Here is a 12,287-nt window from a genome sequence, read left to right as displayed (position 1 = left end):
CTCCCGTCAGGGGAGGCGGAACCAGGCGGCGGTGTCGGTGGGGACGCGGCCGGCGTCGAGGTCGCCGCTGGCCACCAGCAGGGTGGCCCCGGCGGGCACGGCGACGGGGTCCGGGCCGAGGTTCGCCACGACGAGGACGTCGGCGCTGGTGTAGGCGAGCACGTCGCCGCCGTCGATCTCGTCCCAGCGCAGGGTGCCGCGCCCGAGGTGGAGTTCCCGGCGCAGGGCGATCAGCGTGCGGTAGAGCTCCAGCGTCGACCCGGTGACACCCGTCTGGGCGGCGACGGACAACCGGCCCCAGAGTTCCGGCTGCGGCAGCCAGCTGGCCGGGCCCGGGCCGAAACCGTAGGACGGTTCCCCGCCCTCCCAGGGGATCGGGACCCGGCACCCGTCGCGGCCGGTGTCCTCGCCGTTCGTCCGGGCGAACGAGGGGTCCTGACGGACCTCGGCCGGCAACGTCGTCACCTCCGGCAGACCGAGTTCCTCACCCTGGTAGACGTAGGCGCCGCCCGGCAGGGCGAGCATGAACGTCGTCGCCGCGCGGGCCCGGCGCAGACCGAGCTCGGCGTCCGGTTGCGGGTCGTCGGGACCGACACCGCTGGTGGGTTCCTGCCCGGCGGGGTAGCCGAGGCGGCTGGCGTGCCGGACCACGTCGTGGTTGGAGAGGACCCAGGTCGCCGGGGCGCCGACGGTCTCGTGGGCGGCCAGCGTCGAGGTGATGACGGCACGGAGTTCCGTCGCGCGCCACGGGGCCCGGAGGTAGTCGAAGTTGAAGGCCTGGTGCATCTCGTCGCTGCGCAGGTAGCGCGCGAGACGCTCCGGCGGGGTGACCCACGCCTCCGCGACGAGCATCCGGTCACCCGGGTAGGCGTCCAGGACGCGACGCCAGCCGCGGTAGACCTCGTGCACGCCCTCCTGGTCCCACATCGGGGGACGCTCGCCGGTGGCGGCGGAGCCGTTCAGGAGGGCCTGGTCGTGGTCCCACTCGGGCAGGCCCTCGGCCTTGACCAGCCCGTGGGCGACGTCGATGCGGAACCCGTCGACCCCACGGTCCAGCCAGAACCGCAGGACGTCCTCGAACTCGGCGACGACCTCGGGGTTGGTCCAGTCCAGGTCGGGCTGGCTGGAGTCGAAGAGGTGCAGGTACCAGGAACCGTCCTCGACGCGCGTCCAGGCCGGACCCCCGAACACCGAGCGCCACGAGTTCGGCGGGGCGTCACCGTCCCCCGCGCGGAACAGGTAGCGCGCCCGCTCGGGCGAACCCGGGCCGGCGGCCAGGGCGGCCCGGAACCAGGCGTGGTCGGCGGAGGTGTGGTTCGGGACGAGGTCCATCACCACGCGCAGGCCGAGTTCGTGGGCGCGCTCCGACAGCCGTCCGAAGTCGTCGAGGGTCCCGAACATCGCCTCGATGCCGCGGTAGTCGGCGACGTCGTACCCCGCGTCCTTCTGCGGGGAGGGGTAGACGGGGGAGAGCCAGACGGCGTCGACGCCGAGCGCGGCGAGGTGCGGCAGACGCGCGGTGATGCCGGGCAGGTCGCCCATGCCGTCACCGTCGCCGTCGGCGAAGCTGCGCGGGTAGACCTGGTAGATGACGGCGTCACGCCACCAGGGGACGCTGTTCGGTTCGCTCACCGGTCCATCCTGCCGCCGGGCGGGGAGCGGTGCACCGTGGCCCCGGCCCCGCCGGGGGCGCGGCGCAGGGTGAGGAAGAGGCGGTGGCAGGTGACGACCACGCCGACCCAGGCCAGGCCCAGGGCCCAGCCGACGAGCACGTCGGTGAGCCAGTGGTGACCGAGGAAGACGCGGCTGAGTCCCATCGCGAGCGCGTAGGCGATCGCGAGGACCACGGTGAGCCTGCGCGCCCACCTCCGGTGCAGGCGACGCAGCAGGAGGTAGGCCACGATCCCGGCGAGGGCGACGGCGTTGAGGGAGTGCCCGCTGGGGAAGGAGAAGCCGAACTCGTAGGGCGGCACGGCGTCGGCGTGCGGTGGGCGGGCCCGGGTGACGGCCGCCTTGCCGGCCACCGTCAGGGCCAGCGAGCCGAGCATCGTGGTGACCACGAGCACGGCGGGTGTGCGGTGGCGCCAGAGGAGGGAGAGGACGGTCGCGGCGGTGACGGCCAGCACGGGTGCCCCCACCGGGCCGCCCACGTGGGTGAAACCGGTCACCAGCGAGTCCAGCAGGGGCGTGCGGTGGCGCATCGCCAGCGCCAGCGCGGGGTGGTCCAGCTCGGCCACGCCGTCGTCCTCCACGACGCTGTCGTAGACGCCGTCGACGAGCGCGGCCAGGACCGCGGTCAGCAGCAGGCCGACGCCCAGGGTGAGCAGGAGCACCTGGTGGGGGGCGAAGCGGTGCCCGAGGGCGAGGGCGAGGCGGACCAGGCGGCGTCCCGCGGCGGTGGGCCAGTGGGTGAGGTCGCGCCGGCCCACGAAGTCCTGGTCACGGCCCTCGGCGAGCTGCCGCGTCGCTCCGGGTTCCGCCCGGCCGGTCGCGTCGTCTGCTTCGTGCCGTGTCAACCTGCTCCACCCCGGTCGTCGATCTCGACGGGGCGCCGGTGCGCGCCCCACCGGAGCGACTGTGGCACGACGGGGCGTGGGGGGCCGCCCGAGGCTCAGGCGGCCAGATCGCCCCCGGTGGGCGGGTCGAGGCGGTAGCGCAGCAGGTCCAGGTGGCCCCGCAGTTCGGCGGGGAAGCGGTGGCCGAACTGCGCGAACCAGCGCTCGAGCCGGCCGACCTCGTCCAGCCACGCGGCCGGGTCGAGCGCGAAGAGTTCCGCGAGGTCGGCCGCCGGGAGGTCGAGTCCGGCCACGTTCAGACCCGACGGGGTCGGTACCAGGCCCACGGGGGTGTGCCGGGCGTCCGCACTGCCCTCCAGCCGTCGGCAGATCCACTCCACCACGCGGGAGTTCTCGCCGAACCCGGGCCAGAGGAACCGGCCGTCGTCACCGCGGCGGAACCAGTTGACGGAGAACACCTCGGGCAACCGCGTGAGCCGGTCCCGCATCGAGAGCCAGTGCCCGAAGTAGTCGGCCATGTTGTAGCCCGCGAAGGGCAGCATCGCGAACGGGTCGTGCCGCAGCTCACCCACGGTCCCCTCCGCGGCCGCGGTCCGCTCGCTCGAGATCGCGGCCCCCATGAACACGCCCTGGCTCCAGTCGCCGGCCTGGGCGACCAGCGGGACGTTCGAGCGGCGACGGCCACCGAAGAGGATCGCGTCGATCGCGACGCCCTCGGGCGCGTCGAACTCCTCGGCGATCGAGGGGCACTGCGCCGCGGACACCGTGAACCGCGCGTTCGGGTGCGCCGCGGGGGTCCCCGACCCCGGGGTCCAGGACCGGCCCCGCCAGTCGGTCAGGTGGTCCGGGGCCTCCTCCGTCATCCCCTCCCACCAGACGTCGCCGTCGTCGGTGAGGGCGACGTTGGTGAAGATGACGTTCTCGTGCAGCATCTCCATCGCCGTCGGGTTGCTCGACCAGCCCGTGCCCGGTGCGACCCCGAAGAACCCCGCCTCGGGGTTGATCGCGCGCAGTCCACCGTCCGGACCGGGACGCATCCAGGCGATGTCGTCGCCGATGGTCTCGACCCGCCAGCCGGGGAGCGTCGGGCGCAGCATCGCGAGGTTCGTCTTGCCGCAGGCCGAGGGGAACGCCGCCGCCAGGTGGAACACCCGCTGCTGCGGGGAGGTCACCTTGAGGACGAGCATGTGCTCGGCCAGCCAGCCCTCGTCGCGGGCCATCACCGAGGCGATCCGCAACGCGAAGCACTTCTTCCCCAGCAGGGCGTTGCCGCCGTAGCCGGAACCGAAGGAGAAGATCTCCCGGGTCTCGGGGAAGTGCGCGACGTACTTCAGGTCGTTGCACGGCCAGGCGACGTCGTCGCGGTGCCGTCCGACGGCGTCGACCAACGGCATCCCGACGCTGTGGACCGCGGGGACGAACGGGGTTCCCGGGGTGATGGCCGCGAGGGCGGCCGACCCCATCCGCGTCATGGTGCGCATGCTGACGACGACGTAGGGGGAGTCCGTCACCTGGATCCCGAGCTGCGAGATCGGGCCGCCGACGGGGCCCATCGAGAACGGGACGACGTACATCGTGCGACCGCGCATCGACCCCGTGAACACCCCGGCGAGTTCCTCGCGCAGCGCCTCCGGCTCGCGCCAGTTGTTCGTCGGCCCCGCGTCCTCGCGACGGTGCGAGGCGATGAACGTGCGGCTCTCGACCCGGGCGACGTCCGAGGGGGCGGAGCGGGCGAGGAAGCTGCCCGGACGCAGGTCCGGGTTCAGCGGGACCAGGGTGCCGGCGGCGACCATCTGCGCGGTGAGACGGTCGAACTCGGCCTGCGACCCGTCGCACCAGACGACCTCGTCGGGCTGGGTGAGCCGGGCGGCGGTCCGCACCCAGCTGAGCACGGCCTCGTTCGCCGTGGGGGTCCCCTCCAGCCGCAGGGTCGCCCGGGGCTGCCCGGTGGGTGTCCCGCTGTCCGTCTCACGCGTCACTTCGGTCGTCACGTCGGCGTGCCTCCTCGGAATCGGTGGTGGTTCGTGTTTCGACCCTGACGGCGACCGAGCGGTCGGACAACGGCCCGAGGCCGTGAAGAACGGCCGATCTTCACCTACCGTGAAGCACATGCCTCGATTGCGCGTCGCTGCGCTCGAACCGCTCACCGACCCGGCGCTCGCCCCGGCGGAACCCGGGACCGGGCTCGACGCCCTCACCGTGGGCCGCCGGATCCGGCACCACCGCGGGGTCAAGGGCTGGACGCTCGCCCAGCTCGGCGAAGCCGTCGGCACCGCGCCGAGCCAGCTCTCGCAGGTGGAGAACGGCAAGCGCGAACCCCGGCTCTCGCTCATCACGGCGCTCGCCCGCGCCCTCGAGGTCACCCCCGCCGAACTGCTCGACCCCTCGCCCCCGCCGACGCGACGCGCCGCGCTGGAGATCGAGCTCGACCACGCCCAACGCTCGCCGCTGGCCCGCACGCTCGGCCTCCCCGAGGTCAGCGCCGGCCGGAAGCTCCCCACCGACGCCCTGGAGTCCCTCGTCCGGCTCCACCGCGAACTGGCCCGGCGCCACGACGCGTCCCACGCGACCCCCGAGGAGGCCCGACGCGCCAACACCGAGATCCGCCTGCTCATGCGGCGCACCGACAACCACCTCCCCGAGATCGAGGAGCTCGCCGAGGACCTCGTCCGCTGCGCCGGGTACACCGTCGGCGCGCTCACCCACCGCCAGGTCGCGCGGATGGCCTCCGACCTCGGGTTCAGCATCATCCACGTCGAGGACCTGCCCCACTCCACCCGCACCGTCACCGACCTCGCCCACGGCCGGATCTACCTCCCGCCGGCCTCCATCCCCGGCGGCCACGGGCTGCGATCCCTCGCGCTGCAAGCCATCGGGCACCGCGTGCTCGGGCACGAACGCCCCGCCAGCTACACCCAGTTCCTCCGGCAACGACTCGAGATCAACTACTTCGCGGCGTCCTGCCTCCTCCCGCGCGCCGCCGCCGTGCAGTTCCTGTCGGCCGCCAAGGCCGACAAGGACCTCGCCGTCGAGGACTTCCGCGACGCCTTCGGCGTCACCCACGAGGCCGCCGCGCACCGGCTCACGAACCTGCTGACCTCCCACCTCGGCATCCCCCTGCACTTCCTGCGCGTCGGCGAGGACGGGGCGCTGTACCGCGGGTACGAGAACGACGGCGTGCCCTTCCCCCAGGACGCCTCCGGCAGCATCGAAGGACAGCCGGTCTGCCGCCGCTGGACCGCACGGACGGTGTTCGACGTCCGCAACCGCACCACCGAGAACTACCAGTACACCGACACCCCCGCCGGGACGTTCTGGTGCTCCAGCCAGACCGGGAGCAGCGGGGACGGAGGGTTCTCGATCACCGTCGGCGTGCCCTACGCCCACGCCAAGTGGTTCCGCGGGCGCGACACCCGGGTGCGGACCCGGAGCACCTGCCCCGACGGGGACTGCTGCCGCCGCCCACCCCTCGACCTCGTCGAGCGCTGGGCCGACGCGGCGTGGCCCTCGGCGCGCCTGCACGCGCAGACCCTGGCCCCGCTGCCGTCGGGACGTTTCCCCGGAGTGGACGACCGCGAGGTGTACTCGTTCCTCGCCTCGCACGCGCCCCCTGCGGGTGGGTGAGGCGCTGTCGGGGCTCGTTCCGGGCGGTGCGGTGACGGGGGTGGCGGATACTCCGTCCGCGCCTCGCCTCACGATCGTCGATCGGCGCTCACTCCGGACATCCGCCACCCCCTTCACCGCACCGCCCTTCCGGGACCCGTTCTCGCCCTCACCGTGCCGGGTGGGACGTGGCCGGTGGGGGTCTTGGGGGCCGGGGCCCCGGGCACCTGACTGCGGAGGGTGCTGGTGGGGGTCCGGGGGGCTGGTGTCGGGGGGGCGTGTCAGGGTGTCGGTGAGGCCACGGGAGTGGCCCCACGCCGACCCGCGGCTCAGGTCCACCGAGCCGGTCCGGACCTGGAAGGGGCCTGTACGACATGACGACACTGACCGGCGCAGCACCCGAGGTGGACTCCTCACCGTTGGACGTCGAGGCGGTGCGGGAGCGGGTGGCGACCGCGGCGCTGCGGCCCTCCGAGGTCGGGTCGGTGGGGCTCGAACTGGAACGGCACGTCGTGGACCTGCGTGACCCGGGGAGCCGGGTCGGCTGGGACCGGCTGACCGGTGTGCTGGCGGGTTTCGCGACGCCGCGGGGGTCGAAGGTCACGCTCGAGCCGGGTGGGCAGGTCGAACTGTCGACGCTGCCGGGTGACGGGGTGGTCGCCGCGGTCGAGGCGCTGCGCGTGGACGCGGACGCCCTCGACGCGCGGCTGGCGGCGGAGCGGCTGGTCCTGCAGTCGACGGGGACCGACCCGCTGCGCGCACCGCAGCGGGTGAACCCGGCGTCGCGCTACGTCTCGATGGAACGGCACTTCGCCTCCATCGGGGACACCGCCGGTCCGGCCATGATGAGTTCGACGGCGTCGCTGCAGGTGAACCTCGACGCAGGCCCGGCGCACGGCTGGGCCGACCGCCTCGCGCACGTCCACCGGCTGCTGCCGGTGTTCGTCGCGCTCGCCGCGAGCTCGCCCGTCCAGGGCGGCGCCCGGACCGGGTGGGCCTGTGCGCGGCAACGGATCTGGCAGGACCTGGAACCCGGCCGGAGCCGCGCCGGGACCGCCATGTCCGACCCGGTCCCAGCCTGGACGGAGTTCGCCCTCGCCGCGCCGGTGATGTTCGTCCGCGGCGGGGACGGGGAGTTCACCCCCGTCGAGGGGACCGTGTCGTTCGCGGCCTGGGCCGACGGCTCGGCGCGGCTCGGCGACCGCTCACCCACCGCCGCCGACGTCGACGCGCACCTCACGACGCTCTGGCCCCCGGTGCGGCTGCGCGGGTTCCTCGAACTGCGCGTGCTCGACGCCGTCCCCCGCGCGTGGTGGCCGGGGCTGGCCGCCGTCGTCACGACCGTCGTGGACGACCCCGTCGCGGCCGACCGCGCCGCCGAGGCGGCGCATCCCGTCGCGCACGCCCACCTCGAAGCCGCCCGCGACGGACTCGCCGACCCGCGGATCCGGACCGCTGCGCTCGGGGTGCTCGAGGCCGCCGCCGCCCGCGTCCCGGACGGGCTCGCCGCCGACGTCGAGCGTTGGCTGGAGGCCCTCGACCGCGGTCGCGGCCCGGCCGACCTCGTCCTCGACCGCTTCGAACGCTCCGGACCGACCGCCTGCCTGACCGCGGAGGAACTGCGATGAACGACACGACCCGGACCGACACGACCCTGACCGCTGACCTCGCCGTCGAGGCCCTCGACCGCGCCCGCGCCACCACGACGAAGCTCACCGACGCCGCCGACGCCGAACTCACCGTCCAGCACTCGACCCTCATGAGCCCCCTGGTCTGGGACCTCGCCCACATCGGCCAGCAGGAGGAGCTCTGGCTGCTCCAGCAGGACGGCCCCGACCGCACCCCGGTGTTCCACCCCACGATCGCCTGCCTCTACGACGCCGCCGAACACCCGCGGGCCACCCGGACCCGGCTCCCGCTGCTTGACCCGGCGCAGTCCCGGCGGGCCATCGCCGACGTCCGCCACCGGGTGCTCGACTCCCTCGCCCGGCTCGGACCGGAGGAGTCCGCGTTCGCCGCCGGCATGGTCGCCCAGCACGAGCACCAGCACGACGAGACGATGTTCGCCACGCACAACCTGCGCTCCGGCGACCCCCTCTTCACCGCCGCCCCCACCCCGCCGGGGCGTCTCGTCCCCGCCGCCGCCGTGCTCGTGCCGGCGGGGGAGTTCCTGCTCGGCGTGGACCCGGCGGAGGAACCCTGGGCCCTGGACAACGAGTCCCCCCAGCACCGCGTGCACGTGCCCGCCTTCCGGATCGGGCGGGTGCCCGTGACCAACGGCGAGTGGGCGCAGTTCGTCGAGGCCGGCGGCTACGACGACCCCCGGCTGTGGACGTCGGCGGGCTGGGCCCACCGGCAGGCCGACGACGTCTCGGCCCCGATGGGCTGGGCCGCCGACGGTGCCGGCGGCTGGACCCAGCGCCGGTTCGCGACCGAGCAGGCGCTCGACCCCGCGCGACCGGTGCAGCACGTCGACTTCCACGAGGCCTCCGCCTACGCCCGCTGGGCGGGGGCGCGGCTGCCCACCGAGGTCGAGTGGGAGAAGGCCTGCGCCTGGGACCCCGCCCTCGGGCGCCGGCGGCGGTGGCCGTGGGGTGACGGTCCGGCGACGCCGGAGCGGGTCAACCTCGGCGGCGGCGCCCTGGGACCCGCGCAGGTCGGCGCCTACCCGGACGGGGCCAGCGCCTACGGCGTCGAGCAGATGATGGGTGAGGTGTGGGAGTGGACGTCCTCGGCGTTCGCACCGTGGCCGGGGTTCTCACCCATGCTCTACGACACCTACTCCGCGCCGTACTTCGACGGCACCTACCGCGTGCTGCGCGGCGGCTCCTGGGCCAGCGACCCGGTGTCGGTGCGCCCCTCCTTCCGGAACTGGGACTTCCCGGTCCGGCGGCAGATCTTCACCGGTCTCCGACTCGCCTGGAGCGTCTGAGTGTGCCGCCACACGGCCTGGCTGGGCCGGCCCCGGAACCTGTCGGAGTTCCTGCTCGAGCGACCGCACGGGTTGCTGCAGCAGAGCTGGGCGCCGCGCCGGCAACGGCACGGGACGGTCAACGCCGACGGGTGGGGCGTCAGCTGGTGGAGCCCGCCCGAGGCCTCCTCCGTCCCGGGGCCGGCGCGCTGGCGCAGTTCCGGGCCGATGTGGTCCGACGCGTCGCTGGCCTCCGTCGCCGCCCACGTCGCGGCCGGGTGCGTGGTCGCGGCGGTGCGGGACGCGACGGTCGGGATGCCCACCGACGAGAGCGCCTGCGCCCCCTTCGTCCGCGACGGGTGGTCCCTCTCGCACAACGGCGTGCTCGACCGGTCGGTGCTGCCCGCGGACGCCTGGCCGCGGGCGGAGTCGGTGTGCGACTCCGCGGTCCTCGCGTCCTACCTGCTCGCCGCACCCGAGGAACTCGGCAAGCGGATCGCGGTCGTCGGTGCCGACGACCCCGCCGCCCGGCTCAACGTCCTGCTCGGCGACGGGGAGCGGCTGCTCGCCACCGCCTGGGGCGACACCCTCAGCGTCCTCGAGACCCCCGACGGGGTCGTCCTGGCCAGCGAACCGCACGACGACGACCCCCGCTGGCGCGACGTCCCCGACCGCACCCTCGTCGAGGCGCGCCTGCACGGTGGGCGCGTCGTCGTCACCGAAACCCCTCTGGAGACCGCGTGACCCCGCCCCGCCTGTCCCTGGAACGCCACCTCACCCCCGACGACCTGTCCCTGACGCTGCGCGCCGACGTCCGGGCGGGCCTGACGGCGAACGCGAAGACGTTGCCGCCCAAGTACTTCTACGACGAGCGCGGCAGCCGGTTGTTCGACGAGATCACCCGGTTGCCCGAGTACTACCCGACCCGGGCCGAACGTTCGCTGCTGGACCTGGTGGCCGGTGAGGTCGCGCAGATCACGGCGGCCGACGTCCTCGTCGAACTCGGCAGCGGCACGAGCGAGAAGACGCGGGTGCTGCTGCACGCCCTGCGCGACGCGGGGACGCTGCGGCGCTTCGTGCCCTTCGACGTCGACGAGACCGTCCTCGCCCAGGCCGGGACGGAGATCCTGGCGGAGTTCCCCGGGCTCGACGTGCAGGCCGTCGTCGGGGACTTCGAACGCCACCTCGGGGAACTCCCGCGGGAGGGCCGACGCCTGGTGGCGTTCCTGGGCTCGACCATCGGGAACCTGGAACCCGCCCCGCGGGCGAGGTTCCTGGGCGAGCTGGCCTCCGGGATGGGACCCGGGGACCACCTGCTGCTCGGGACGGACCTGGTGAAGGACACCGGCCGGCTCCTCGCCGCCTACGACGACAGCGCGGGGGTGACGGCGGCCTTCGACAAGAACGTCCTCTCGGTGCTCAACCGGGAACTCGGTGCCGACTTCGACCTCGACGCCTTCGACCACGTCGTCGTCTGGGACGCCGGGCTCGAACGCGTCGAGATGCGGCTGCGGGCCCGCCGCGCCCACGAGGTGCGGTTGCCCGGCCTCGACCTCGCGGTGCGCTTCGACGCGGGGGAGGAGGTGCGGACCGAGGTGTCCTCGAAGTTCCGCCGGGAATCGGTGGAGAGCGAACTCGCCGTCGCCGGTCTCGACCTCGTCCGCTGGTGGACCGACCCCGCGGGGGACGTGGCGCTCAGCCTCGCCGCCCCGCGGGCCGTCCCGGTCTGAGGCCAGACGTATCGTCATGGTCTGAGGTCAGACGAAGCGGACGACGTCCTCGACGTCGAGGCGCGGCAGTCGGGGACGGAACGCGTCCGGGCCCGGGTAGCCGATGTTCACGACGAGGTGCGAGCGCCAGTCGGTCCCGGCGAAGAACTCCGCGTCGACGGCGGCCCTGTCGAACCCACCCATCGGGCCGGCGGCCAGGCCCAGCGCGCGCACGGCGAGGATGAAGTACCCGGCCTGCATCGCCGAGCTGTAGGAGCCCATGCTCTCGCGCATCTCGGTGTTCTCCTCCAGCACCGGCTGCATGCCCGCCATGAACGGGGCGACGGTCGGGATGGCGTCGTGGAAGCGGTCGTCGACGGCCAGGACGGCGGTCACGGGGGCGCTCGCGGCGCGGTCGCGGTTGGTGTCATTGAGCAGCGGCACCAGGCGGGCCTTCGCCTCCGGGGTCCGGACGAAGAGGACGCGCATCGGCTGCAGGTTCGCACCGGTGGGGGCCCAGCGGGCCAGTTCCCAGACCTGGGCCAGCTGCTCGTCGGTGACGGGGGTGTCGGCGAAGGTGTTCGCGGTGTGGGCGTCGCCGAAGAGGGCGGCGCGCGCGGAGTCGTCGAGTCCGAGCGGACGTTCGTCCAACGTGGTCACAGCTGTTCTCCTCAGAGTCGCTTGGCATGCAGTCGCTACTTCGAAAAAAAGAGTAGCACTGGCGAGAGGAGTGTCAACGGGTACAGTCGTGGAGTGAGCGAGCAGGTGGAGGACGTGCAGGCCGAGCACACGGCGCGGTCGTGCGACGGTGCCCTGGCGCGCGCGTTCGGTTTCCTCGGCAAGCGGTGGAACGGGATCCTGCTCGCGACCCTCAGCTACGGCCCCACCGGGTTCTCCGAGCTGCGCCGCAACGTGGGCGGCATCAGCGACTCCGTGCTCGCGGACCGCCTCAGCGAGCTCGCCAAGGCCGGGCTCGTCACCCGCACGGTCCACGAGGGGCCGCCCGTCGCGGTCGTCTACGAGCTGACCGCCTCCGGACGCGCGCTGACCCCGGCCCTGCAGGAGCTCACGACGTGGGCCCGCGAGAACCTCACCGAGGACCGCTGCCGGGGCCAGGACTAGCGCCCCGCTACTCCTCGAAGGTGTTCAGCATGCTGTGCGCGGCGCGCTCCAGGTAGTCCCACAGGACCCCTTCCTGCGCCGGCACCAGGTGCAACGACTCGACGGCCGCACGCATGTGCTGCAGCCAGCGGTCCCGGGCGTCCGGGTTGACCTTGAACGGCGCGTGCCGCATCCGCAGCCGCGGGTGCCCACGCTGCTCGGAGTACGTCCCCGGACCACCCCAGTACTGCTCCAGGAACATCCGCAGCCGCTCCTTGGCCGGACCGAGGTCGGCCTCCGGGTACATCGGACGGAGCACCTCGTCCTCGGCGACGCCCGCGTAGAAGGCGTCGACGAGCGTCACGAACGTCGCGTGCCCGCCGACCTCGTCGTAGAAGCTGCGGGTCCCACCGTCCGGCCCCGCCGGCGTGCGGCCGATGAGGTTCT

Annotated in this window: 11 protein-coding genes; 6 read left to right on the top strand and 5 right to left on the bottom strand. The window is 73.8% G+C overall.

The genetic code is table 11. From position 1 onward, the window contains the following. Positions 1–6 precede the first annotated feature (6 nt). The 3 genes from ACFQ46_RS16120 to ACFQ46_RS16110 form a co-directional block, all read right to left on the bottom strand. Positions 7–1,632 (bottom strand): glycoside hydrolase family 13 protein, encoded by a 1,626-nt coding sequence (locus ACFQ46_RS16120; RefSeq protein WP_380260379.1) that lies wholly within the window; start codon positions 1,630–1,632, stop codon positions 7–9. Beyond that, positions 1,629–2,516 carry a phosphatase PAP2 family protein gene (locus ACFQ46_RS16115; RefSeq protein WP_380260378.1) on the bottom strand — a complete coding sequence of 296 codons (888 nt, stop codon included), beginning with the start codon at positions 2,514–2,516 and terminating at the stop codon, positions 1,629–1,631. The genes ACFQ46_RS16120 and ACFQ46_RS16115 overlap by 4 nt, the downstream gene beginning before the upstream one ends. A 95-nt stretch (positions 2,517–2,611) precedes the next feature. Continuing rightward, the gene (locus ACFQ46_RS16110) at positions 2,612–4,507 is read right to left on the bottom strand and encodes a phosphoenolpyruvate carboxykinase (GTP) (protein WP_380260377.1); all 1,896 of its coding nucleotides are present in this window, start codon (positions 4,505–4,507) and stop codon (positions 2,612–2,614) included. 118 nt (positions 4,508–4,625) lie between these two features. Between ACFQ46_RS16110 and ACFQ46_RS16105 the strand changes: the two genes are divergently transcribed. From ACFQ46_RS16105 to egtD, 5 genes are all read left to right on the top strand, one after another. Further along, positions 4,626–6,140 (top strand): helix-turn-helix domain-containing protein, encoded by a 1,515-nt coding sequence (locus tag ACFQ46_RS16105; RefSeq protein ID WP_380260376.1) that lies wholly within the window; start codon positions 4,626–4,628, stop codon positions 6,138–6,140. Positions 6,141–6,493: 353 nt separating this feature from the next. Next, positions 6,494–7,747, top strand: a complete 1,254-nt coding sequence (locus ACFQ46_RS16100; RefSeq protein ID WP_380260375.1) for a glutamate-cysteine ligase family protein — start codon at positions 6,494–6,496, stop codon at positions 7,745–7,747. Further along, positions 7,744–9,051, top strand: a complete 1,308-nt coding sequence (gene egtB / locus ACFQ46_RS16095) for an ergothioneine biosynthesis protein EgtB (RefSeq protein WP_380260374.1) — start codon at positions 7,744–7,746, stop codon at positions 9,049–9,051. Before ACFQ46_RS16100 ends, egtB begins: the two co-directional genes overlap by 4 nt. Beyond that, positions 9,052–9,774, top strand: coding sequence for an ergothioneine biosynthesis protein EgtC (egtC, locus tag ACFQ46_RS16090; protein ID WP_380260373.1), 723 nt, complete (start codon positions 9,052–9,054; stop codon positions 9,772–9,774). It begins immediately after the preceding gene. Next, the gene (gene egtD, locus ACFQ46_RS16085; RefSeq protein WP_380260372.1) at positions 9,771–10,760 is read left to right on the top strand and encodes an L-histidine N(alpha)-methyltransferase; all 990 of its coding nucleotides are present in this window, start codon (positions 9,771–9,773) and stop codon (positions 10,758–10,760) included. Before egtC ends, egtD begins: the two co-directional genes overlap by 4 nt. 27 nt (positions 10,761–10,787) lie before the next feature. Here egtD and ACFQ46_RS16080 read toward each other — a convergent pair whose 3' ends face one another. Beyond that, positions 10,788–11,399 (bottom strand): malonic semialdehyde reductase, encoded by a 612-nt coding sequence (locus ACFQ46_RS16080; RefSeq protein ID WP_380260371.1) that lies wholly within the window; start codon positions 11,397–11,399, stop codon positions 10,788–10,790. Positions 11,400–11,492: 93 nt separating this feature from the next. On the opposite strand from ACFQ46_RS16080, the gene ACFQ46_RS16075 reads away from it, so the two are divergent. Next, the gene (locus ACFQ46_RS16075) at positions 11,493–11,861 is read left to right on the top strand and encodes a winged helix-turn-helix transcriptional regulator (protein WP_380260370.1); all 369 of its coding nucleotides are present in this window, start codon (positions 11,493–11,495) and stop codon (positions 11,859–11,861) included. A 7-nt stretch (positions 11,862–11,868) separates the two neighbouring features. Here the strand turns inward: ACFQ46_RS16075 and ACFQ46_RS16070 are convergent, their stop codons facing one another. Further along, positions 11,869–12,279, bottom strand: coding sequence for a globin (locus ACFQ46_RS16070; protein ID WP_380260456.1), 411 nt, complete (start codon positions 12,277–12,279; stop codon positions 11,869–11,871). Between the last annotated feature and the right edge of the window lie 8 nt (positions 12,280–12,287).

This window comes from Kineococcus sp. GCM10028916, assembly GCF_042674865.1.
Lineage (GTDB): Bacteria > Actinomycetota > Actinomycetes > Actinomycetales > Kineococcaceae > Kineococcus.
Note: the sequence above shows the minus strand (reverse complement) of the source record. Positions and strands in the feature narration are given on the sequence as shown.

Bases quoted from the DNA above. Each gene is read 5' to 3' on its own strand.
- ACFQ46_RS16105 (WP_380260376.1), top strand. From the start codon at position 4,626: ATGCCTCGATTGCGCGTCGCTGCGCTCGAACCGCTCACCGACCCGGCG.
- ACFQ46_RS16100 (WP_380260375.1), top strand. From the start codon at position 6,494: ATGACGACACTGACCGGCGCAGCACCCGAGGTGGACTCCTCACCGTTG.
- egtB (WP_380260374.1), top strand. From the start codon at position 7,744: ATGAACGACACGACCCGGACCGACACGACCCTGACCGCTGACCTCGCC.